The sequence below is a fragment of the Spongiimicrobium salis genome (genome assembly GCF_043678055.1).
Classification (GTDB): Bacteria; Bacteroidota; Bacteroidia; order Flavobacteriales; family Flavobacteriaceae; genus Spongiimicrobium; species Spongiimicrobium salis.
On sequence record NZ_JBHEQA010000001.1, the window covers coordinates 1604644 to 1628518 of the forward strand.

The following is a 23875-nucleotide window of genomic DNA, read 5'->3' on the forward strand; positions in this document are numbered from 1 at the left end:
AAATTTGAACTAAATATAAAAAATCGAATTACTCTGTGGGTTTATTAAATATGGACTTGTCCACTTGAGTATTAAACTTGATGTTGGTCCAATTGGTGATGGTCCATTCTTTTCCTTTGATGTCACCATCCCAATTAGATTCAATATATTTTCTTTTTGAAGGGATCTTTATACCATCAACCGTTTCGTATTCCACCTGCATAAGGTTGGGCTCGGTAACCCCGAAACCAACAACAGTGAATAAAAATTGATCGATCAATTTGGTCTCTTTATTTACATAGAGCACATAGGTATCCTGTCCGTCTCCTACGCCATCGCCAAAGGTGACTTTTACCATATCGTAGGCTTTACCATTAACAGTTGTGGAACCGGTATGTTCCAGATTTACGCCATCGCCCTGTAGTTTAAAGAACATGGCAAACCAGTAATAGTTGGTCTTTCTCAAGAAACGGGCAACTCCATTGGCTTGCTCATCTGCAGATAATTTTCCATCAAAGCTCACCCAGGCATTCGTGCCATCGTAACCTTCTACGACCTTTCCGTTTTTCCCCAAAAGGGTATGCTCCGTATAAGTAGCGGTAGATAGCTCCTTGTGAAACACATAAGTTTCATGGGCGATCAAGGTCAATGCTCCTTTGGGAGCGCGGTATTCCAAATCATAATTTACGTTCTTTAGACCGAAAAAGTTCTTTTTGCCCCCTAAGGCCTCCACCGCTTCACCGATAATCTGCTTGGCGTCTTGGGCTTGGAGCGTTGTGGCCATCATTGCGAAAGCCAGCATAAGGATAATTCTGTTTGTTTTCATGGGTGTTTTTTTGTGTTTATTCCGAAGGAATAGTCTCTCTTTATAAAGAAAACTTACACTACTGTTTTTTTATATACTTTAGTAACTTGTTCGATCAACCTCAATACATTGCCCGATGATAAAAGCTTGTATTTTTGACGCCTTTGGTACCTTGTTTAAAATGGCTTTGCCCCATAACATTGCCCATGACCCCCAAGCACAGGAAATTTTAAGCATATGCCGACAAAAGCAACTGGAATATACCTGGTTGTACAGCCTTATGGGGAAGTATGAATCTTTTGATACTATTACCCAAATGGCATTGGATTTTGGATTTAAAAATGCTGCTGTTGACAATCAGGAACTGCAAGAAATATTGCAGGCAGCCTTCTTTACTCCAGTCTATTTTGAGGATGTTCCCGATACTTTGGAAATGATTAAAAATAAGGGATTACAACGCGCAATCTTATCCAATGGATCACCTAAAATGCTTTCCGAAGTGGTGTCACATACGCAATTGCAATTACACTTTGAAGCTGTTTTGTCTGTAGACACTGTTCAGATGTTTAAACCTTCGCCCAAAGTGTATCAGATGGCATTAAATCAATTGGCTTTGACCAAAAACGAAGTACTATTTCTATCTTCCAATCAATGGGATGTCGCTGGAGCGCACAGTTTTGGATTGCAGACCGCGTGGATAAATCGTTCAGGAAAAACACAAGAGCCCATTATTCTAAAACCGGGGATCGAGGTGTTGTCCAATTTAACACAGGTACGTCATTTAATATAGCCTCCACTAATTTTTAGGGCTGTATTTTTTAAAAATCCCCGTTTATTTATACAGCAGATTCAGTACACCCTTTTTCATATGTAGTTCTACATATTCGTATTCGGTATAATTTTTAAGCACCTTTCCCTTGGAATGGAAAAAGTAATTTTTTTCGCCTTCCTGAATATTTATGGTATAGGTTCCCAAAACTTTCCCACTTCCCTTTTGCTGAACAATTTCGGTGATAATACCGCTAACTTTTACCGTTTCTTTTTCCCCAAAGACGGCATTGAGGACTAAGAGGCAGCAGGAAAAGAACCAGCGAAGGATAAGGAGATACGCCAAGGAGAAAATGGCAGTACTTTTCAGAAAATCTACAAAGTATTTTTTCCATTTCCTTTCCTTCTGTACAATGTTTTTATACAAATCATAGAGGACTAAGATGCCATAAAATGGAATAAATATAAAGTCGGCCAATTTTTTTGCCTGTAGGTTTTCATAAAACTCAAATTGTAACGGATAGTACACAATGAAGATGAAGAGTACTACAAGTAATATGATGACTAAGATAGATTTCCAATTCATAGCGGTTTCTTGCTATCTTTTTCAACAGTGATATGCTTGTGCAGCGCCTTTCCGAGTTTTGTTACGATTCCTACGACCAAGGCGTTGCCCATAAAAAAAGCTCTTTTGGTATCAGAAATACCCTCCAATTGGGTATGGCCGTCTGGGAACATGTTCAATCGTTCCAGTTCAATGGGGGTAAGGCGTCTATATTGGCCCTCTTGGAGCACTACATGTTTAAATCGGGAAGGTGATTTTCCACCTTCTCCCGTGATGATCGTTCTGGATGCTTTATCCAGGGCATCGGGAAATGTCATGCTTCCCTCGGCATAATTATAATAGAAGTTTTGGGTTTTATTGTAACGTTGTTCATTTTTAGCGCCTTTAAGGTACTTCCACCCTTTTTCTTTTTCAATAGCTTCTTGGGAGATAAAAAATTCCGTGGCAACTTCGTCTAAGGGAATTAAAATATCTTCTAGGGTCGTGAAGGGGCCGGTATATTTTGGGTACGATTTGGTCGTTACATATCGACTATTGATCATTATACCAGAATTTTTAAAAGGACTTAATTTTTTGTCGCTATTAAAATCTTTGGAGACCCTTACTAAATCAGAACCTATTTCGCCTTCAAATATTCTTTCCGTCAATTCTTTTATAGGAAAAGTTTGTGCAAAAACACCTTCCTGATCCAACCAGTCCTCGGCATTGGCGGATGCCATTTTTTTATAGAGCGCTGTGCTTTTATGATAGGCCAGAAAGAAAATCCGTTTTCTGCGCTGGGGCATGCCATACTCAGCAGCATTAATGACCCGCCATTCTACCGCATAGTCCAAATTGTTTAGGGAAGATAGCATAATGGCAAAATCCCTGCCCCGCTGATGCGAAGGCGATTGTAGCAGACGATCTACGTTTTCCAACAAGAGGTATTTTGGCTTCTTTTTCTTTCTACGCAGAATGGCTTCAATACTCCACCAAAGCACTCCTTTTTTACCTTGTAATCCTTTCGCATTTTTTAAAGTTGTTGCCACCGAGTAATCTTGACAGGGAAAGCCTCCAACCAAAAGATCGTGATCGGGAATCTGCTCAAACTGGTGTTCCACGACTTCCTCAATGTTGGTTTCGCTATGATTGGCCCTTGGCCATCTATTTTTATAAACGCTGCTGGCATGTTGTATTTTGGTACTTGGCTCCCATTGATTGCTCCATAATACCTCATATTTGGCATCCTTTTTTTTGGGATAACCTTCAAGGCCTACCCTAAAGCCGCCAACCCCGGCAAATAGTTCTACTACTTTAATGGACATATGTAATTTCTTCGACTACGGTATTGCTCAGGTCTAAAATAGCAGTTTTTCTTCTGATTCTTTAGCTTAAAAGCGATATTCATCCTATGTTTTACCCAAATTGATGCTAAAAGCTGTAATTTTCATGCTACAAGAGAGACCATTTGATTGTCGCTTAACATCAGGAGATCCATGGAACCCTATAAAACAATCATTGAAATTGCTTCAGCCATTCTGATTTTGGTGGCTTTTGAACTTTTAAATCGCAAAAGCATTAAGGGATATACCATAATGGCAGGGGGTCAACTTTTGGCTGCGCTAATTTGTGTAATGACCTCACTTTGGTTTTTGGCTGTGATGCACTTCATCAATTTTTTGCTAATGTTGCGTGGCTATTTTCTAAATCGGGAAAAGAGCTAAACCTATATGGAAACACGTTTAGGTGCTTCCTTAATGCGGCAATTTATCCTTTAAGACCCCATAAACAAAAGTGCCTAAAATGGCAAAGACCAAGCCAATAAGAATGGGAAGGAAGCCCGCTCCTACCAAAGTAAACATAGGTCCGGGACAAGCACCCGCCAATCCCCAACCCAGCCCAAAAATAACCCCGCCAAGAGCATATCGGGCAACTCCTTTGGCTTTGGGTGCAAATTTGATCTGTTCCCCATAAAATGATTTCAACTTAAATTTCTTGATGAGTTGAACTAAAATCACTCCTAAAAAAAGAGCAGAACCAATGATGCCGTACATATGGAAAGCATCGAATTGGAACATCTCATAAATACGGAACCAGGAAGCTGCTTCGGATTTAAACATGGTAATGCCAAAAACAATTCCAATAAGAAGATAAACTAGAGTGCGCATAACTTAAAAGATAAAAGGATAAATGAAATGTACCATGATCAAACCACCAACAAAAAAACCAATAACGGCAATTAAAGAAGGCAGTTGTAAATTGCTAAGACCAGAAATAGCATGCCCCGAAGTACAACCTCCTGCATAACGGGCACCAAAACCGACCAAAAAACCGCCTATGGCCAGTACAAGAATACTTTTAATATTCATAAAGGCTTCCATTCCGTATAATTCTATGGGCATATAGGCCTCTCCAGCGCTATGGAATCCTAGACCCTGCAGTTTCGTAATGGTTTCGGTTTGTAGGGAAACAACGGCCTCTTGCGATAAAAAAGTTGCCCCGAGATATCCACCGATAATCGCACCAAGAACCACAATCAAATTCCAGCGTTGCGCCTTCCAGTCGAACTTAAAAAAATCAGATTGCTTATCTGCACCACAGAGTGTGCAGAGTGTTCTTAAGTTAGAAGACATTCCAAAATTCTTTCCAACCATCAATAAGAGGAGCATGATCAGTGCGATCATGGGGCCCGAAACATACCAGGGCCAAGGGTCAAGAATCCAATCCATATATCCGTTTTTTACAAAAAAAACATATTTTCAAGGATTTAGGCGTAACTTTTGTTACAAGAGACCCTTATTGTTCAAGAATTTTAATCATTTTAAAGGATTTCAACAAGTGAAAGAGTCCGGGAAGAATAACAAAGCCCCCAATAAGCAGGGAAACACCCAATACGCTTATAACACTATCCGGAGCCGTATGTGTTAGAATATTGATCTGATTTTCTGTAGTATAGATCAAATAAGGATAGTTCGTGGCTAGAGCGGCAAATAGAATCAGCACTACTTGCACGCCCACATAGAGCCGACTTAAAATTCTTCGACCTCGATGAATACTTCGCCATAAAGGCACCAATAAAACTCCAGAAAACAGGACGGCAAGGATGCAATAGGGGTTTTGAATAAAGTCCAATACAAAAGGAATCTGGCTAAAATAACCAAAAACGATGCTGCTAAACCCTAAAAGAACTACAACCACTAGGGCTATGATGGCTTTTTTGATATAATATTTCTTGGTAGCGGAAGAGGCCTCCCCAATCAAGAATACAGAAGCGAGAAACGCACATAGGGCCGTAAAAAACAATCCTATGAGTAAGGAAAATATATTCCACCAAGGCGCTATATATAGTTGGGCAAAGCTAAGTTCCGATACTTCGGATACCCGGGTAATTTCTCCACTCACCACAGCGCCGAACGTAAGGCCAATGAACACTGGGGTGAGTAGACTAGACAATCTAAACATAAAATCGTAGATGCGTTGCGATTGATCCTTATATACATCATAATGCCTAAAAATAAAGGCAACCCCACGAAGCGTTATGCCCAAGAGCATTAAAGTAATGGGAATATGTAAAGATAGGACCAGGATATTGTAATAGATAGGAAATCCGATCCATAAGATGACAATTAAAATAATAATCCAGATATGATTGGCCTCCCAAACGGGTCCCATCACCCTATAGGCTGTTTTTTTGGTAATCGATTGATTTTTTTTGGAGGAGAACAACTCAAGAATGCCCGCACCAAAATCGGCACCGGCCATCAACACATAAAGAAAAAGGGAAAACCCCAAAAAAAATAGGACTACATAAATCATGGAGTAAGGGTTTTAGAAGCATTTAATGCTCGGATTTGTCGCGTCATGAGCCAGGTGACGGCAATGGCAAGGCAAGAGTATACGGCTACGTACATGTAGAAACTGAACACGATCCCTGGCATGGGGGTTACCGCATCTTTGGTTTTCATGATATTGTGAATGATCCAGGGTTGTCGGCCCACTTCGGTAACGATCCATCCCGCTTCCAATGCAATGAACCCCATGGGAGCAAGAATAGCAAAAATCCGCCAGAAGCCAGCACGATCATACCACTGCGGTTTTCGGAAGTTGGTGATCAGAAAATAGAGGCCCGCAAGGAGTAATATGCCTCCTAGGCTAATCATAATTTGAAAAGCATAATGTACGATAGGCACATTAGGACGCAACTCTTCCGGAAAGTCGTTTAAACCCTGTACAGGAGCATTAAAATCACCAAAAGCAAGAAAAGAAAGTGCCTTTGGAATTTCAATTTTATAATGTACCTCTTGTTTTTCGGAATCTACAATACCGCCAATATACAAGGGCACCCCTTTATCAGTATGGTAATGTGCTTCCATGGCAGCCAACTTTACCGGTTGTCTTTGCGCGATATCCTTGGCGGAAAGATCCCCGCTGAGAGGTTGTAAAATGGCGGCGATAGCTCCAAAACCAATAGCAATTTTAAAAGCTTTTTTGTGAAGTTCCGTGTTTCTTTTTTTTAAGACTTGGTAGGCATGGATACCGGCAACCGCAAAGCCTGTAGCCGTGAATGCAGCCAAGGTCATATGTAAGGCTTGTGTAAACCAAGCAGGGTTCAACAAGGCAGCTATGGGATCGATATTGAGAAATTTCCCATCAACATAATCAAAACCAGTAGGCGCATTCATCCAGCCATTGGCAGCTACGACCAGGATACCAGAGCTGACTCCAGCAATACCGACAACAATTCCTGTATACCAATGAAATTTTTCAGGGATTTTCCCCCAGCCGTACAAATAAAAACCCAGCGCAATAGCTTCCACAAAAAAAGCCGCGCCTTCCAATGAAAAGGGCATTCCGATTATTGGGCCGGCATGCTTCATAAATTCTGGCCATAACAATCCCAATTCAAAAGATAAGGCCGTTCCGGAGACCGCCCCTGTAACAAAGAAAATAGCGACCCCCTTCTGCCAGGATTTGGTTAAGGTAAGATAAATAGGGTTTCGGGTATTGAGCCATTTTTTATGTGCTACGACCATAAAAAAGGGCATGACCATGCCAATACATGCAAAAACAATATGGAAAATTAACGTGAAGGCCATTTGCAATCGGGCGGCGTCTATGTTTTCCATATCATTGCGTTTTTAACGATTACCAACAAAGGTACTACAGGCCCATTTCAGTTTCGTCTAGAACTGTGATAAAAACGTCCTTTTTTCAGAAAACCGTACAACGAAATAAGCGAAAAAACGCCTGTCTTTTTTAATGGACAGGCGTTGGAAGCTTGTCATGCTTTTGCTATTTATTGGGAGAAAAAGTGAACGGAGGAAATACCTCTCTTCGGAGATATTCTCTTAAAAGTGCATGGCTCCCAATAATTGCTAAAGTGAGTGCGATTACTCTTTTACTTTACAGGTATTTAATCCGAAAATGGAATATAAAGGACAAAAACTCATAAAGCTGGTCAAAACAAAAACACCGGAAAGGGTCAGGAGTACGTAGGCCAAAGTGCCACTTATAACATTTGTAAAGTACAGTGTTATAACAATCAGTGCGAGGATGATACGCACAATGCGGTCTGTGCCGCCCATATTCTTTTTCATAAGATAAGAGTTTAAATGATTATCAATTTCATTTGGAGGAATGCAAAATGCTTCGCCAAAGTTTAAAGGTAATTTATTTGCAATGAGCGGTTTGTAACAATGGTTACATTGGATTGAAGCCTATGTGGTTGTGAATTGAAATACGTTTTTGAAGCTTTTAGGCAAATTTTAGGGCTCGAAATGTTCATTTGAATCACCTCGTTAATGTAGCCAACATTATATTTTTGCATTGTGTATATATTAGTGTACCACTTATACAATTTTTATGGCAATTCTTACATTTTATACTTATATTGTAGGAAAATGAGTTGGTTTCCGTAGTTTCGATATGTCGCTTTCCTAAAAGCAGAATGAGAGCCGTTGGAATACGACATCTTCCCCCTTCAGTTCCCCCAAGGATTACATACGGTTTAATATATCGAAGAAATGCCTTGGACTTCATTAGAAAATAGAGTGAATAACTTACCGCTTATTTTAGCGGGACCCATATTGCGTAGGGTAGAGCCGCATAGTGTGAGTATTTGGGTGGCCTTATCCAAACCCAGCACTATTGGCCTGCATCTCACACCGGGTATTGTAGATACGGGAGCTGGTTCCGGATTGTTTGACAATAGCGGAGCAACACATACGGCAACGACTTCCACCAAGCGTATTGGAGCGCATTTACATTTGGCTATGGTAACCCTTACTATTCCAGAAACCCAAGTGGCCTTAACACCGCAAACCTTATATTCCTACAACCTTATCTTTATTGGTGATGGTCCTACCAAAGACCTAAAATCCCTAGGTTTGTTGAAGGATAAAACATCCCACCCCAAACATTTGGCTTTGGGATATCAGCCTAGATTACTTCCCAATTTTGTGACAGCCCCCATTGCACTAGATCATTTAAATATTTTGCATACCTCATGCAGGAAGGCACACGGTTTGGGAAATGTGGATGCCATGCAGGGAATCGACGTTTTAATAAAAAAAGCAGGAACAGATCCCTTCAAAAGGCCACACCAGCTTTTTCTTACGGGAGACCAAGTCTACGCAGATGACATTGCAATGCCCTTATTACCCATGCTAACGGATGCCGGGAAGGTGCTCTTGGGGAAAAATGAAAAAATGCCGCTGAGCGCTGCTGAGGATATCGAAGTTAATTTAAGCAATCTTCCTACGGCCAGGCGAATGAAAACCACGCTTAAAACAGCAAACTTCACCAGTACGGCCGCAAGCTGTCATGCCTTTTCTTTTGGAGAGTATTGTGCCTTGTATCTGTTTTATTGGTCCAATGCATTGTGGACAGAGGACCTTCCTGAGGACAGCCTGGCCTTGACCGAACCAGTACCGGCACCATCCAAGCCGGAAATCCTCTCCAAGCTTCCTGCAGACGATGATTCGGATGACGATGAAGAGGACACTCCCGCAGAACGCCAAGAAAAACGACAAAAAAAAGTAGATGCTTTAAAGGAAAAATTCAAGGAAGAAAAGGAACACTTAAAGGCGTTCACCAAAGCCCTGCCTAAAGTGATGCGTTTATTGGCCAATGTTCCCGTGTATATGATGTTCGATGACCATGAGGTCACAGATGATTGGAATCTTACCGCCCAATGGCGAAGCGATGTATTGGCAGCTCCCTTTGGAAAACGGGTTTTGCGAAATGGACTATTGAGCTTTGCCCTATTCCAGGCATGGGGCAATATGCCGAAGTACTACGAAAGTGGTATTGGTGCCGAAATTTTGGAAAAAGCAGAAGCTCTTTTCCCCAATAGCGCAGCCGAAGGACCCGTAGCGGCCCCTGGGGATCGTTTGGACACTATTTTTGGTCTTGCGAATGCCGATTCTTTGGTACAGTGGCATTTTACGGTAAAAAGTGGTCCAACCAATACGGCGGTACTGGATAGTAGAACCCAAAGAGAACTCAAAGGAAAATATAGCCCTCCTGGACTGATTAAATTAAGTTCATTGCTAGAACAACTACCACAAACCCTTATTCCAACGGCTGGTGCCGAAGTACTCTTGGTAGTGGCAACGGCACCTGTTTTAGGGTTAGGAATTTTTGAAGAACTCCTGCAACCCATAGCTTCCCGCATTGTAGATGTGGTACATCACTTTAAAAAACCTGGACCGGATGAAAAATTGATCAAAGGGCACGAAGATTTCGATGTGGAAGCATGGGGATTAAATCCAAAGAACTTGGAACAGTTCCTAGCACACCTCCAGCCCTTTAAAAAAGTAGTCTTTCTCTCTGGAGATGTGCATTACGGATTTACCACTAAAATGGAATATTGGAAGAAAAACGAAGCAACAACCAGCAATTTTGTTCAATTAGTGGCAAGCGGAGCAAAGAATGAGATTGAAGGTTGGAAACGCAGTATTCTTCCCAATGCTACCAGTCAAAAGATCTTTGAACAGGCTTATATTCCCATGGAACGGAAAGGTTGGAAGAACGCCACTACCCTTATCGAGGAAGTGGATGTACCCGATGGAAGGGTAATACCCCATGGGATGCGGGTACGTTTAAATGATAATCCCGTGCTGCTTCCTACCTCCGGCTGGCCAGAAGGAACACAACTTGCTGTTCCTTCGGATTGGTCTTGGCGCTTGGAATTCGTACTAGATGAACGCGCCGATGAAGACCGTCCGACCAAAGCACAACTCCCCTTTGGCGATACCGATATTGACCCTGCAGATGCCGGAATGGGATACGCCAAAGTTTTACAGCGTCACGAGAAGTTTTTCAAGAATAATTTTTCCAGAAGAATCAATTGGAATGCCAATATTGGCAAAGTAACATTTTCCGGTACGGGGACTACATTGAAGGTAAAACATCAACTTTATTTTTACCATCCCCAGGAACCACAGCCCAATGATCCCCAACCTTATATGGAATTTGAAGCAGCCTTGACGCCAAGCGATGCCCAGGAACCCGTAATACCGAGAGCCTTATGAGTAATGTATTGCACGAGCTGGGAAAAGGGTTTTCCCAAATATTGGAACCGGTAAAGGCGCTGGCAGAAGATGAGCACTTAAGACGCGACTTTTTAAGAACGCTGGGCCATCCCTTAGGAGAAGGAAATGCTACTCCGGATATTAATTTGCCTCCCAATATTTTTGATGAGGTTGCTGCTTTTGGGGATGAAAACACCGAGGACACCGATTTAGAGAAATTCTATGAACTTTTAGAGGACATTCTAAAAATTGTAGATGCCATGGAATCCTTCATCATGGCCGTAAAGACGGAGCATCCAGACATAATCGTGAATGAAATGTTGGCCACTTGGCTCAATTTGCTCCTACTGGGGCATGTGCGGGTACAGAACCCTGGGGCCTATGTTATTTTTGAAGCTTTGGGAATCGTTCAAGAGCATGCTATACATTATGGGGGCATTTACAATATGTTTGGGGATAGTGGAGGCTATCTGAACTCACTTTATGATGGTGTATTTACTTGGGATACTCCAGAACATGTCCAAAACTTTTCCAATGGCTTACTTTTTCCAATTTTAGGATTGGGTGTTTTTGGTTTTTGGTTAAAAATGCCTTTCCAACACGGTTGGGAAGCCGATCCCGAATCCAATTCCCCGATAGCCGATGCGGCTTCCTTGGCGGCCATGACTTTTGCCTTAAAAGGAAAAACCGATGATGGCAATGGAAATAAGGTAAAAGGAGAACTCGTTTTTTCATTGGCGCCAGTCCCTAGAAGCCATGGAGGCCCTGGAATGTTGGTTCGGATCAATGGTTCGGGAGGCTTGAGCACAAAATTTGAAAATAGCTCCAGTAGCTTCCTCAAGAAATTTAAATTAGATATTGATGTAGATGCCCCAGATATCCTTCTTTCGTTAGGAGATTTAGGAAATGTTCCCGGATCCACGGGAGGTGGGGTAAGCATGAAGCTCGTCTATACGCATAAAGGGGAGCCTTTGTTTGGAAATCCCAATGGCACTCATTTTAAATTGGGCAAAATAGGAGGTGAAGCCAAAGTTTCTGTACGAAATGAAGAGGATGACTATAAATTTAAACTGTTTACCGAAAAGAACAGTTTAGTGATTAAAGGAGGTGATGGCTTTCTTTCTGCTATTCTTCCACCAGAGGGTTTAAAAACAGTATTTGATCTGGCGATAGGCTATTCCAAAAAGAAAGGGTTTTTTATTGAAGGAGGGGCAAAACTCTTTTTCACCTTCCCGATCCATAAAGATTTGGGACCCTTGCGATTAAATACCTTAATGCTGGGTATAAAAGCGGGAAATAAAGAAAAACAAGCCTTGTTTGCCCTGGAAACCTCCATTGGTTTTACAGTAACATTAGGTCCGGTAGTTGCGGTAGTAGACCAAATAGGTTTGGAGGCCAAGGTCAATGAAACGGAAGCGGGAGGCAGTTCCGTTAAATTTAAACCGCCCAATGGGGTGGGAATTTCTGTGGATGCCAAGGTCGTTAAAGGAGGAGGGTATTTGTTCTTTGATCCGGACAATGAGCGTTATGCGGGTGCTTTACAGCTTAAAATTTTCGATAAATATGTCTTAACGGCCATAGGATTGATTACCACGCGCTTGCCAGATGGTGAAAAAGGATTTTCCATGTTGCTGCTGGTGAGTTTGGAGTTTGAACCGGCTATTCAGCTCGGGATGGGCTTTTCTTGGGGTGGAATAGGTCTTATTATAGGATATAACAGAAGTATACAGGTAGAAGCACTACGCGCGGGAATCAAAAACAATACTCTGGATCACATTTTATTTCCGGAGAATGTCATCGCCAATATTTCCCAGATCATTAGTGATTTAAGAGCCATTTTCCCGCCGAAGAGAGATCAATTCGTGATCGGATTAATGGCCAAGATCAATTGGGGCGTTCCCACCTTGTTAACTATCGAGTTAGGCTTGGTCGTGGAGTTTAAGAACCCTGTCCGCCTTGCCATTTTAGGAGTGATCAAAGCGGCGCTGCCAGATCCGGAAAAAGCGGTTCTTATTCTACAGGTAAACTTTTTGGGCATTATAGACTTTGAGAACAAAGAACTTTCTTTTGATGCCAGTATCTTTAATTCGCGTTTATTGGCCTTTACCCTCGAAGGTGATATGGCCTTGCGAATCAGTTGGGGGGAACAAAAAGATTTTCTGCTTTCCGTAGGAGGGTTCCATCCCTCTTTTACACCGCCTGCCCGGTATAACCTGGGGAACATGAAACGGATTACCCTTAGCCTTTTGACAGGTAACCCCAAACTTACGCTGACCAATTATTTTGCCATTACCTCCAATACCGTGCAATTTGGTGCAGCGATAGATTTCTTGTTTAAGATTTCAAAATTCAGGGTCGTTGGATACCTGGGCTTCGATGTCTTGTTTCAATTTTCACCTTTCCGCTTTATTGCTGGAATCCGTGCCGGAATAGAAGTGCGTTTGGGAAGTCGTACCCTTTTTGCCATTGGTCTGGAATTTGAGTTGGCAGGGCCCGAGCCATGGTCGGCCAGGGGAACGGCGAAGTTTAAAATTCTGTTCTTCTCTTTTAAAGTACGCTTCAATAAGAATTGGGGGAACGAGGCCGATGGTATCGAAACTTCGGTTTCATTGCTACAACCCATGATGCGGGAATTGGAAGATCAAAGTAGTTGGACCGCAGTATTGCCAGCACGTAGATTCCAATTGGTAAGCCTTAAGGAAATGGAAGATCAGGAGGGCGTGGTACGGCTGGCCCCTATGGGAAGTCTGCGGATTCAGCAAAAGGTAATGCCTTTTGAAGTCGGTGTTAGCAAGTACGGGCAATACAAGGTGCAGGATATTTCCATGGCCACCATAAAAGCTGTGCATATTTCAGGGATTCCCTTGGCGTTTCGGATGATCAAAGGCAGCTTTGCCCCATCCAACTATAAGGATATGGAAGATGATGATAAGCTAAAATCACCCTCTTTCGTGGAAGAGAAAAATGGGGTACAGCTTAGTGATACGGAAAGCATGACCATGGAATACGCCATTAATCGCCCGGTAACCTATGAAGTTAGGGCTTCTGACTTTGATCGGGCTTCCGAAAAATCTTATGAGTTGTCACAATCCCTAAAATTGGGCTTGTTTCAAGATGAACAATTGCTCTTTGGGAAAATGTCTAAAGGTGGAGCCATTGCAAATTCCCCATTGTCGCGGACGAATATGGCCAATAAACAGGTATTGACCGGGAAATCGGTACAGTTGGGACAACCGGGGTACACCATTGTAAATACCAAGGATTTAGTCAAGGCTAAACAAACAGATTTTACCGTGGGGAGCAAGGCTGAAGCAGATGATCGATTAAAAAGCTTGTTAAGAGCCAACCCCAGTTTAAGAGGAACACTACAGGTAGTGCCCGAGGATGAATTGGAATTGGTAGAATAAATAGTATAAGAAAAAATAAGGTCAATGGCCGTTCGTAAAACAGAAAGTAGATTGCCTTTTGATTTATCCCCGGAAGATTTGGGACAGGCTGTCCAATCCGCCGATGGAAAAGTGGTCCTAGTGAGTTTCCTCTCCTCGCCGATTGTCGTGAACCGTCTTCAGCAATACGTGGTTTTTGTTACAGATACTACACTGGCGGGTCAAGTAAGTTCGTATGAATGGGAGTTTCAAAATGGGGATGATACGGTAAACCAGCAATCCTCATTTGGTGAGATAAGCTATACTCCACCTTCTGCTGCAGATTTAAGGGTTACTGTAAGGGTTTTGGACGATAGCGCTGCGATAAAGGGAACGGTAGTGTTAAATCAAGCGGTAGTACAGACCAATGAAGCACTTGAAGGTATGATCCAGGATGCGGCCAATGCACCAGGCCCCGGTATTGGGAATATCGATGTGGCCAGGGAGTTGGTAAACGATCATAATATCTATTATCAAAATGTAGCTCTTCAAAACCCGGAAAATGGAAATGGATTCAAGCGCTTTGTTTTTAGCATGGCCTGTGAAGGCATCGCTTCCCAAAGCCCAGATGAACGAAAGAACCATGCAGAAGCTCTGGCGGAATCGATCAATGGAGATACTGAGGATTTTGTTAGGCAGAGTATGGGAGGTAAGGGCGTCTGCGCTATTCGAATGGTAGTTTTGGCGATGATCGTTGAAAATGGTTTGGCTTGGACAGAACTTCCCGAAAATGGGAGTCAGCGAGCCGCGGCAGAACAGGAACTAAGAGAAAACATAGCTCAGTTGGAGGAAAATGTAAAAATAGATTTGTTCAATCTGCTGCGCTTTCCCAAGAGCAATATTGTGCAATGTGGACGCATTTTGGAAGCCTTGCGCGATCGGTATTTTAATGGGACCAATTTTACGGATGTTTTGGAAGGTATGTCCGGGACACGGGCTTTTTGGATCAATAAACATTACAAAGAAGGACCCGTGGTACATTAAATAAGGATTATAGAGGGATGTTAAAACGCATATTCCTATAGAAAATGAATTTGAACTAAACTATGTGTAAATCAACAAAAGGGACACAATCGGCAAAGAATGCTGCCATAATGGACATACCACCTAATACGGCACCTGGAGATCCTGGAGGTGATCCAACACCAGTGCCTGTACCTGATCCAACTCCGCCTATCACAATCTTGAGGGAACACGTTCCGGATTTGGTTTTTATAATTCCGGGAGCGGAACCCACTGTCCAGGGCGCTGTAGATTTTCACGAGTTTTTCGGTTTTAGAGGAGCAAGATTGAAGCGCTTCAGTTCCATTGAGAATATGATTGCGCAGTTAGCCGCGAGCACTGAACCACTGAACAGAATACGTATCATAGCTCATGCTGAAATTGAAGGTATTCTTTCCCCTATGGTAGAAGGAGATACCAGAGTAAATATTGAAAAAACGGAATTGAGAGCATTTTTGCAAGGAGATGGTGCTTGGTTATTTACTAAAATACAATTATTTCATTTTTTTGGAACAGGCGCAACAGCATCACAAATAGCTGAAATCGTATTAGGGCATATACTAGGAGATGCTACACATCAGGCGGTGCTTGTTCCCTTTGAATATACCAATATGTCCCATCCAAGGCAAGATTTGATTCGGTTTACCCTTTGTGCACTTACTCCAATGGTGGTACAGGGGAATTTTATTAAAAGGGATGGTTCAAATTTAAATACCTCCCGTAAAAACGTTTTTATAAGTATTTATGAGAAGATTTTAGAATTATGTCGGCAAAATATAATTGATGGAGATAATTATCCAGATGTCGCCATAGCACAATTAAACCTCCTTCGTGACGCCATTCGTAGTTTCTCTTTTGCTAACTATGGTTTTACTCCAGGGAGTACAGATATTTCTAGTGATACGTTCAGCACTCTTGAACGTTCTATGACTGCTCTTAACAATAACTTTAGAGGAAACCTAGAACAAGTACAAGGACGTTTTTCAAGTTCTTCATGGATTGATATACGCGGATGTCGAGCAGGTGTAGATAGAGATTATCTGGTGGCAGTCGGTGAGTTTTTTGGAAGAGCAGCAAATATACCTCATGTAAGTGGCCCACGATGGTTTCAAAAGTTTCCTACTACAGGATTTAACCTGTTAGATGATTTTACAGCCATAGAGGAAGTCTTGAACAATGGAATATCTGGACATGATGGCTTGAACATTTCGGGAACAACGATAAAAAGTGTTTTTGATGACTGGCTAGAGGTGATATTGTATACGGACGCCTATTTTGATGTGTGGCATACAGCTCTTAACAAAAAGGCTGCGGAATTTTGCCTTCTGAATTGGCAGGCAACTATTCCGAATTCCATTGTAATTCGTGAGGGAAAACAGCATGGAATTTCCACCTTGAATTTTAAGAATACAATAAACCGAATCAAAGCTATTTTTGGAGTCCCTTCTGGAAGTGAACCTAGGGAGAGCACCTTGAATGCCCTCGGAACTTTTGTCAGCAGTGATTTGCCAGGGCATATGGCTTCCCTGACCAGAGAAATTTCAGATTCGGATACGCTGAGCCCTATTTTTGATGAACTCTTAACTATCTCGCAACAATTAGCAGCTTCTGTTGTGCCCAATAATGCACCATCCGATTTGGATGCCGATCAACTTAGACAATTTCAAACTGAACTTATAGATTTTATTGATGACAATAGACTCCCTCATATTAAATCATTGTTAGCAAATGCACAAACACATATAAATGGCCCTAACGGGAAGTACCACTTATATCTGAGGTTCGGACTGCCAGGAATGATTCTTTTTGAGCGAAACTATCGCAGTAACCAAATTTTTGCGCTTACCAGCGAAAAAGACAATGCGTTACGAATTTTTTTAAGGGAAATGTGGGAAGAGGTGTTGCCAACTCCAAATGCTATTTCCAGCGCACTTTTGGATGACTCACATTCAGATCATAGGGCCATTTCGGCTTTAGCAAATGACCCTTCGGATACCATTGTTGCGGTGGGACCGATGCCAAATTATATGGAGAATATAGAAAAAACATAATTATGCCACAAGATGCATTACAATCCATATTGACCGAAGCAGGGCTTGCCATAGCTCCCATTCGGTCTATAGATAGCCCTCAAAAGGCCGTGGCATTTTTCCGCAAATTGGGGTATGAGCTGCCAGAAGGAGCTTTTGGTACGGCTTTATCGGATTTGGCCACAGAAGTAACAGAACTCGTTACTGGCATACAAAACTTAGTTGCGGCGACGGAAGATGAAGAGATTGTAGTGGCCTTGGCCGAAGTGCTCGTACGATTTGGCACTACGGTGAACGCCATTGTGCAATTGAATGAGCAGATAAAATCCAATGGAAATGCAGGTATTCCAAATATAAACGATCTACCAAGGCGTTTGACAGATTTTCTGCTGTTGGAGTATTTTGAGGTGCAAAAACCCCAACTCCATGATACCCTATTTCTTCTGGGGCTGGTGGAAAGGGAACCCGAAGCAGGGCCCGGACAACCGAGTAGAAGCATCCTTTGGGACCGATTTGGAGTATTGTTTACCGATCCCCGACAAATTTTTAATGAGGTCTACCAATGGGAAACTGATTTTGATGCCGACAAATTTTTATTCCGATTGGAGCGCTTGATGAAATCATCCGGACTTCCAGGAGGGCTATATCCCCAAGCCGAGACTACCAAAGCACTTCTGGGAAATACGATAGCCAATCAGAAAGAACTGCGATTTCCCTTTTTCCAAAAAGGATTTACGGCGGAGACCTACGCTCAATTTGGGGTTACATTTTCTCCGGTGGATGCTCAAGGTCCCCAGAAAAGAGGAATCGCATTATTGCCTTATCTCATGGGCGCAGCGGAATTTCAATTCGATGTATGCGATAAAGGAGAGCTATTATTTGAGTCTACCGCAGATATTAAAGGTATTGGCCTTGTCCTAAGACCCCCGTTCCAAGCGGAAGGCATTTTGGGTCTTACGGCAAATTATCTTGCCACTATCCAGATTCGGGAGAAACCGGAAAAGTCGGAAGAACTGATTCTCGTTGGATCTAGGGAAGGCACACGCCTTTCCTTGAAGGGATTGGGCGTAAAATGGTTTATAGGCAATGCAGGTGGGAATCTCGATTTGGGAATAGAGGGAGAAATTCAGGTCATTCGATTGGTAATCAAGGGAGGAGATGGCGATGGATTTTTACAGCAGATACTTTCTGGGGTTAATGTACAGATCGATTCGCATTTGGCCTTTAAAATCAGCTTATTGCATGGATTTAGTATTTCCGGGGGATCACAGTTTAATATTCATATCCCTACCCATATCGAATTGGGCCCATTGGCTATTGAGGGATTGACCCTTGGCTTGAGTCCTGGTGCAGAACAGTTTGATTTGAACGTGGGAGCGAATATGAAGGTCACTTTAGGGCCCTTTGTTGGTGTAGTTGAAAATATTGGCTTGAAAGCCGCATTGGAGTTTGAACAAGGAAATTTGGGTGTGGCCAATCTAGATGTTGGTTTTAAACCCCCTACAGGAATAGGGCTCTCCTTAGATACCGGCATCGTCAAAGGAGGAGGATATCTCTTCTTTGACCCTGATAATGAACGTTATGGAGGGGCTTTGGAATTGGAAATTCAGGGAACACTGTTGGTCACGGCCATAGGATTGATCACTACCCGAATGCCAGATGGCTCTAAAGGGTTCTCCCTCCTACTAATGATCAATGTACAGTTTACCCCTGGGATTGTCTTGGGAATGGGCTTCTTTTTGAGTGGTCTTGGCGGTTTGATCGGCATCCACAGAACAGTAGAGGTTGAGGTGCTGCGACAAGGGGTACGACAAGGAGGCATCGATCATATTATGTTCCCAGAGGATGTGGTGGAAAATATCAGTAGGATCATCACCGATCTTAGGGCCATTTTTCCCCCAAAGGAAGATCAATTCATCATTGGCCTTATGGCCAAGATTACCTGGAGTGTCCCAACACTAATTAGCATAGAGTTTGGCCTCTTGGTAGAGTTCGCCAATCCGGTAAGAATTGCCATTTTAGGGGTAATTAAGGCCGTAATCCCCACAGAGGAGGCCGCCATTTTAAAGCTACAAGTGAACTTCCTTGGGGTCATCGATTTTGAAAAAGGGGAACTCTCTTTTGATGCTAGTTTGGAAGGTTCGCGTATTCTCACCTTTACCTTGGAAGGGGATATGGCTTTACGGTTAAGTTGGGGAGAAAAAAAGGCTTTTGTACTTTCTGTAGGCGGTTTCCACCCTTCTTTCAATCCACCGGCCCATCTCAACCTAGGCGTTATGAAGCGCCTTACCCTAAGTATTTTGAGTGGTAACCCCAGCTTGGTATTGACCAGCTATTTTGCCATTACCTCTAATACGGTACAATTTGGGGCTGCCATTGATTTTTCCTTTAGGATCTCTAAATTCAGTATCATCGGCTATTTTGGTTTTGATGTACTTTTCCAATTTTCCCCATTCCGATTTATTGCCGGTATCCGTGCGGGAATTGAAGTAAAACTGGGAAGCAGTACCCTCTTTTCCATTACATTGGATTTTGAATTGCAGGGCCCCACTCCTTGGGTGGCCAGTGGAACGGCTTCCTTTAAGGTCTTATTTATCAAGATCAAAGTGCGTTTTAATGAAACTTGGGGAGAACGCAGGGAAGTTATGGAGGCAACGATTCCCATACTTCCTAAAATATTGGATGCCCTTACAGAAGCCAGCAATTGGTCCGCTATCATTACCACCAATAAAAACCTCTTGGTGTCCCTCAAAGAAGCGGAGATGGAAGAGGGCGCCCTACTGATGCAATCCATGGGGTCCCTACAGATCAATCAAACCATCGTACCCTTGGATTTGCTGATTTCCAAATATGGGAATCACAGACCAGAGGATATTAAAAGAGTAAACATTTCCCAAGTACGGATCGGAGGATCGATCATGGAAATTGAGAAGGTAAAAGACACTTTTGTTCCTGCCGGCTATAAGGAGATGGAGGATCAGGACAAATTGAGTTCTCCTTCCTATGTGGAAGAAGATAGTGGTGTACGCACAAAAAGTACAGATGCACTGCATATGAATTATGCCATAAACAGACCGGTGAACTACGAACAACGGGTTTCGGACTATGACAGGGAATCCGAAACGCCCTATGCACTGTATTCGCCCTATAGTTTGGATACTTGGGAAGATGATGCCCTAATGTTCCGAAACATGGCTAAAGGCGGTGCTGTAGGAAAATCGCCCCTATCCATACAACTGCGAGAGAAAAAAGAAGGGCATCTCGCCAAAGTAAGCCTAGAAGACCCTCCCTTCAGTATTATGAACACCTATGATTTGCAAAAGATCCAATTGCCCCATTTTGATAGGGGAAGCCAATCGGAAGCTGATCAAGCCCTGAAAGAATTGTTGGTAGCACAACCAGCGTTACGAGGAAAACTACAAGTAGTTCCTTTAGATGAATTAGAAGAAGTACTATAAAAAAGTGATATTATGAGTGATTTAGCCCATTATTCCTTTCTGCCCTGGTTGCGGCAAGGCCTGTCCACCAAAATTGAGGAGAAAGACACCCTTGGAAGAAGTGGCACAGGTTTGGACGACGCCATTGTTAGGGCAACTTTGAAAGTTGATGTTACTGTAGAAGATACCAGTATTGAGGATGATAGTGTCAATGAGACCTTCATTAGCAAGAATGTACACTTGGTAGGGCCAGGTGATATTGTTGGATTGAGCGACCGCGCTATTGTACAGACCAATCCCAGAAAGAATATCACGAATTTTGAAGCCAATAGTTTGGTCTATATCGATTTTTATGAAGAGGACTTTTTATGGCGTTATACCCCGGCAAATCCGGATACCGATACTCCACTCTCTGCAAGACGTTTGCGTCCATGGCTGACCCTATTGGTGTTAAAGGAAACTGAATTTGAGCTTCAGAAAAATCCGGAAGGTTTGGCCGCATTGATTATCAATGATACCGCCAAGGATCATGTTTTTCCAAGGCACACGGAAACTTGGGCGTGGGGACATGTGCAAATGAACCAGCCCCTGTCAAATAATCAGGGCAATGCCCTTACGGATGAAGTGAACAATTCGCTCGAAGAAGACCCGGACAATGGTATTTCAAGGCTATTATGCCCTAGAAAACTGGTAAAATCAACAGCTTATAGTGCGTTCTTGATTCCTGCCTTCGAAACGGGGCGATTGGCCGGATTGGGAGAAGCCGTCACCGGAATAAAAGCGCAAGATCCTTCGTGGCGTACGGAAGCGAATGGAACAGTTTCCTTTTCCCAAACACGACCGGGACATTTTCCGGTATACCATCAATGGTCCTTTCATACCGGAGAATTTGGAGATTTCGAAAGCTTAGTGGCCGTATTGGAGCCCATTGTCATGGAGAACGATTCTGGTAAAATGGCCATGGACATTCAATCCCCAGGCTTTGCTTTGGATGGTGTTTCAGAATCCAAAACGTTGGGAATGGAAGGTGCGCTAAAACCGCCCGGGGCGCAGCCAGATGTATGGCCTAAACCTGGAGGAGACAAAGATTTTGAAACAGGACTTCAACAACTGCTTAATTTTTCCCATGACAGTACAGAAAAGAATCCTGCTAGCGGGCATTTAACGAACAATCCTTTTTACAGTATACCGCTACAAGAAGACCCGGTTTTGGTACCCCCCACCTACGGTTTACATCACGCCATGATCAAAAAATTGGGATCTAGGCGAGGACAACGGAATCCCAAATGGATCGAAAGCCTCAACAAAAACCCAACACTTCGCGCTACTGCGGGATTGGGAACTAAAACCGTACAGGATAAACAAGAGCATCTAATGCACAGGGCTTGGCAGCAGATCGGGGAGGTAAATGATGCCAATCAAAAAATAAGGGAGGCCGAATTGGCCAAAATGGCGAGTCGTGCCCTTTTCAACAAACATATTACTTCGGCTACTTTTGATAAAGGACTGGCTAGAACTTCGGCCTTTCACAAGCGTATTTTAAACCAAACGGGAACAAAAACCATACAGACCGATTTTGAGGAGAGTCGTGTTCCTTTAGCGGCAAAAAGTGCCGCTTTTAAACGTCTTACAAGGCCAGGGAAAAAAGGGAATAAAATTATGAACAAGTTAAGCGACCCCACCATTGACTTTCAAAAAAACCTATTGCTGAATTTCAATGCAGATAATGCTTCCGTTGCCCTCATGGCTGCAGGACTTAAGAAAGCCCCGGAAAATACCCTTACCCTAGCTGCTGTAGATGCCGCGATTGACGATGCGGTAACGAACTATCAGACAGATGATAAGAATATTGCCCAAGAAACTTTTTTTAGGATTGTTGGAATAGCGGACATGGACACGCTGAACAGGAACAGTTTGAGGAATACGCTCAACAATCTCACAGACCCCGTTCCGTCGGCTGGCATAAAAACCCTTGTTGAAGGCGTAATTACCGATATTCTTACGTATCAGAAGAATGCAGATAATTTGGGATTCATAGAAATTTCTATAAAAATTGCTCGCTATAAAGAGGTTTTTGGGGAGACTTCTACTTCAAAATTCTATGAATCCATTAAGGTGAGCCGTCCTTTGGAAGATGAGGACAATGGAAAAGAGAGTTTCTCCTCTGCCACTTCTTCGCAGGACCTGAAATCATTTCAGGAGATGTATGGGAATTTAAGCGAAAAGGCTACAGGATTGCAGGGTCCAGAGACATTGCCCATAATCAACCAACTGGACAGTGTTTATCTCAACTTAAGGCAAAAATTAGACCCCAAACGTACTGTAGAACGAAAGATCAGTAGGCGTATCAAAGTCTGGGACAACGGAAAGTTGGTGCCTATTCCCAAGCTAAAGCCCATTATGGCACATCCGGAGTTTCCGGAAGCCGTTTATGAGTATCTAGGGAAGATTTCTCAAAATTTTATTCTTCCCAATATTGACCAGTTGCCCAATAACTCTTTGACTTTGTTGGAGTCCAATCAACGTTTTATTGAAGCTTATATGGCAGGATTAAATCATGAGATGGCGCGAGAATTGGTATGGAGAGAATTCCCTACCGACAAAAGAGGCACTTATTTCAGGCAATTTTGGAATGTAAAGGACAATCTTCTGGCTGAAGAGGGCAGTTCTCAGTTAGACATCAAAAAAATGCATACTTGGAAGGGTGCTTTAGGAACGCATAGTGCTAAGGACAAGCCCGCAAATCTTGTATTGGTCGTTCGAGGGGAACTCCTGAATAAATACCCCAACACTATGGTTTATGCCCAAAAAGCCAAGTATCATCCCAATAAGCCCAGTGAGGCCAGGGAACTTCCAGGTTCTATTAGCCCGGAGAACACCAAATTCCCTTTGTTTTCTGCAGAATTGGAACCAGACATCATGCTTTTTGGCTTTGATCTGGACGCAGAGGAAGCGAAAGGAATTCGTGTACAGAATGACAATGCCGCAGTAAATAATGATGATGCGGGTTGGTTCTTTGTATTCAAAGAACGTCCCGGACAAATCACTTTTGGACTTGATGATTTTACCGATGACCTTGGAAACCGGGTGATGCCCGGAGAGAATAATACGGAGGAAACCTTGGATAGCTGGAACGACTTGGCCTGGGAACATCTTGTGGATGAGATGGAAACTTTAGAAGAGTATCAAATCAATTTTGAGAAGAATTTGGCGCTTGAAAATCCAGATTTGCTCGATGACATACCCGACCCCACTTGGGGTAGCAATTCGGCCGATCTTGCCTCTATTTTATACCAGAACCCCGTCATCTTTGCACGTCATGCCGCTGAAATGCTGCCGTAAATCTAAAAA

At 42.8% G+C, this 23875-nt stretch carries 16 protein-coding genes; 8 read left to right on the top strand and 8 right to left on the bottom strand.

Annotated features, from left to right (window positions below; translation table 11 throughout):
* Positions 1–28: 28 nt before the first annotated feature.
* Positions 29–805, bottom strand: coding sequence for a DUF6503 family protein (locus ACEXOE_RS07160; protein WP_394748054.1), 777 nt, complete (start codon positions 803–805; stop codon positions 29–31).
* Between the two features lie 115 nt (positions 806–920).
* Between ACEXOE_RS07160 and ACEXOE_RS07165 the strand changes: the two genes are divergently transcribed.
* A complete protein-coding gene (locus tag ACEXOE_RS07165; RefSeq protein ID WP_394748055.1) occupies positions 921–1574 on the top strand; it encodes a haloacid dehalogenase type II in 654 nt (217 codons plus the stop codon).
* A gap of 42 nt (positions 1575–1616) precedes the next feature.
* Here ACEXOE_RS07165 and ACEXOE_RS07170 read toward each other — a convergent pair whose 3' ends face one another.
* Complete coding sequence (locus ACEXOE_RS07170) at positions 1617–2138, bottom strand: hypothetical protein (protein WP_394748056.1); 522 nt, start codon at positions 2136–2138, stop codon at positions 1617–1619.
* Positions 2135–3421, bottom strand: a complete 1287-nt coding sequence (gene dcm / locus ACEXOE_RS07175) for a DNA (cytosine-5-)-methyltransferase (protein ID WP_394748057.1) — start codon at positions 3419–3421, stop codon at positions 2135–2137. The genes ACEXOE_RS07170 and dcm overlap by 4 nt, the downstream gene beginning before the upstream one ends.
* 171 nt (positions 3422–3592) lie before the next feature.
* Here dcm and ACEXOE_RS07180 point away from each other — a divergent pair, with 171 nt between their 5' ends.
* Positions 3593–3820, top strand: a complete 228-nt coding sequence (locus ACEXOE_RS07180) for a hypothetical protein (RefSeq protein ID WP_394748058.1) — start codon at positions 3593–3595, stop codon at positions 3818–3820.
* 30 nt (positions 3821–3850) lie between these two features.
* Here ACEXOE_RS07180 and ACEXOE_RS07185 read toward each other — a convergent pair whose 3' ends face one another.
* The 5 genes from ACEXOE_RS07185 to ACEXOE_RS07205 all read right to left on the bottom strand — a co-directional run bounded on the left by ACEXOE_RS07185 (position 3851) and on the right by ACEXOE_RS07205 (position 7693).
* Positions 3851–4264 (bottom strand): YeeE/YedE family protein, encoded by a 414-nt coding sequence (locus tag ACEXOE_RS07185; RefSeq protein WP_394748059.1) that lies wholly within the window; start codon positions 4262–4264, stop codon positions 3851–3853.
* A gap of 3 nt (positions 4265–4267) precedes the next feature.
* A complete protein-coding gene (locus tag ACEXOE_RS07190; protein WP_394748060.1) occupies positions 4268–4825 on the bottom strand; it encodes a YeeE/YedE family protein in 558 nt (185 codons plus the stop codon).
* Positions 4826–4892: 67 nt separating this feature from the next.
* Entirely contained in the window at positions 4893–5912 is a 1020-nt protein-coding gene (locus ACEXOE_RS07195) for a cytochrome d ubiquinol oxidase subunit II (RefSeq protein WP_394748061.1), read from the bottom strand.
* Positions 5909–7222 carry a cytochrome ubiquinol oxidase subunit I gene (locus tag ACEXOE_RS07200; protein ID WP_394748062.1) on the bottom strand — a complete coding sequence of 438 codons (1314 nt, stop codon included), beginning with the start codon at positions 7220–7222 and terminating at the stop codon, positions 5909–5911. The genes ACEXOE_RS07195 and ACEXOE_RS07200 overlap by 4 nt, the downstream gene beginning before the upstream one ends.
* 264 nt (positions 7223–7486) lie before the next feature.
* The gene (locus tag ACEXOE_RS07205) at positions 7487–7693 is read right to left on the bottom strand and encodes a YgaP family membrane protein (protein ID WP_394748063.1); all 207 of its coding nucleotides are present in this window, start codon (positions 7691–7693) and stop codon (positions 7487–7489) included.
* Between the two features lie 426 nt (positions 7694–8119).
* On the opposite strand from ACEXOE_RS07205, the gene ACEXOE_RS07210 reads away from it, so the two are divergent.
* From ACEXOE_RS07210 to ACEXOE_RS07235, 6 genes are all read left to right on the top strand, one after another.
* Positions 8120–10630 (top strand): metallophosphoesterase family protein, encoded by a 2511-nt coding sequence (locus tag ACEXOE_RS07210; protein ID WP_394748064.1) that lies wholly within the window; start codon positions 8120–8122, stop codon positions 10628–10630.
* Entirely contained in the window at positions 10627–14037 is a 3411-nt protein-coding gene (locus ACEXOE_RS07215; protein WP_394748065.1) for a DUF6603 domain-containing protein, read from the top strand. Before ACEXOE_RS07210 ends, ACEXOE_RS07215 begins: the two co-directional genes overlap by 4 nt.
* 24 nt (positions 14038–14061) lie before the next feature.
* On the top strand, positions 14062–15039 hold the full coding sequence (locus ACEXOE_RS07220; RefSeq protein WP_394748066.1) for a hypothetical protein: 978 nt from the start codon (positions 14062–14064) through the stop codon (positions 15037–15039).
* 62 nt (positions 15040–15101) lie between these two features.
* On the top strand, positions 15102–17108 hold the full coding sequence (locus tag ACEXOE_RS07225; RefSeq protein ID WP_394748067.1) for a hypothetical protein: 2007 nt from the start codon (positions 15102–15104) through the stop codon (positions 17106–17108).
* Positions 17109–17110: 2 nt separating this feature from the next.
* A complete protein-coding gene (locus ACEXOE_RS07230; RefSeq protein ID WP_394748068.1) occupies positions 17111–20545 on the top strand; it encodes a DUF6603 domain-containing protein in 3435 nt (1144 codons plus the stop codon).
* 12 nt (positions 20546–20557) lie between these two features.
* A complete protein-coding gene (locus ACEXOE_RS07235; RefSeq protein WP_394748069.1) occupies positions 20558–23866 on the top strand; it encodes a hypothetical protein in 3309 nt (1102 codons plus the stop codon).
* Positions 23867–23875: the final 9 nt, after the last annotated feature.

What these genes read in the sequence shown, in the direction of transcription:
- ACEXOE_RS07160 (WP_394748054.1), bottom strand. Translation starts at nt 805, where the DNA reads ATGAAAACAAACAGAATTATCCTTATGCTGGCTTTCGCAATGATGGCC.
- ACEXOE_RS07165 (WP_394748055.1), top strand. Translation starts at nt 921, where the DNA reads ATGATAAAAGCTTGTATTTTTGACGCCTTTGGTACCTTGTTTAAAATG.
- ACEXOE_RS07170 (WP_394748056.1), bottom strand. Translation starts at nt 2,138, where the DNA reads ATGAATTGGAAATCTATCTTAGTCATCATATTACTTGTAGTACTCTTC.
- dcm (WP_394748057.1), bottom strand. Translation starts at nt 3,421, where the DNA reads ATGTCCATTAAAGTAGTAGAACTATTTGCCGGGGTTGGCGGCTTTAGG.
- ACEXOE_RS07180 (WP_394748058.1), top strand. Translation starts at nt 3,593, where the DNA reads ATGGAACCCTATAAAACAATCATTGAAATTGCTTCAGCCATTCTGATT.
- ACEXOE_RS07185 (WP_394748059.1), bottom strand. Translation starts at nt 4,264, where the DNA reads ATGCGCACTCTAGTTTATCTTCTTATTGGAATTGTTTTTGGCATTACC.
- ACEXOE_RS07190 (WP_394748060.1), bottom strand. Translation starts at nt 4,825, where the DNA reads ATGGATTGGATTCTTGACCCTTGGCCCTGGTATGTTTCGGGCCCCATG.
- ACEXOE_RS07195 (WP_394748061.1), bottom strand. Translation starts at nt 5,912, where the DNA reads ATGATTTATGTAGTCCTATTTTTTTTGGGGTTTTCCCTTTTTCTTTAT.
- ACEXOE_RS07200 (WP_394748062.1), bottom strand. Translation starts at nt 7,222, where the DNA reads ATGGAAAACATAGACGCCGCCCGATTGCAAATGGCCTTCACGTTAATT.
- ACEXOE_RS07205 (WP_394748063.1), bottom strand. Translation starts at nt 7,693, where the DNA reads ATGAAAAAGAATATGGGCGGCACAGACCGCATTGTGCGTATCATCCTC.
- ACEXOE_RS07210 (WP_394748064.1), top strand. Translation starts at nt 8,120, where the DNA reads ATGCCTTGGACTTCATTAGAAAATAGAGTGAATAACTTACCGCTTATT.
- ACEXOE_RS07215 (WP_394748065.1), top strand. Translation starts at nt 10,627, where the DNA reads ATGAGTAATGTATTGCACGAGCTGGGAAAAGGGTTTTCCCAAATATTG.
- ACEXOE_RS07220 (WP_394748066.1), top strand. Translation starts at nt 14,062, where the DNA reads ATGGCCGTTCGTAAAACAGAAAGTAGATTGCCTTTTGATTTATCCCCG.
- ACEXOE_RS07225 (WP_394748067.1), top strand. Translation starts at nt 15,102, where the DNA reads ATGTGTAAATCAACAAAAGGGACACAATCGGCAAAGAATGCTGCCATA.
- ACEXOE_RS07230 (WP_394748068.1), top strand. Translation starts at nt 17,111, where the DNA reads ATGCCACAAGATGCATTACAATCCATATTGACCGAAGCAGGGCTTGCC.
- ACEXOE_RS07235 (WP_394748069.1), top strand. Translation starts at nt 20,558, where the DNA reads ATGAGTGATTTAGCCCATTATTCCTTTCTGCCCTGGTTGCGGCAAGGC.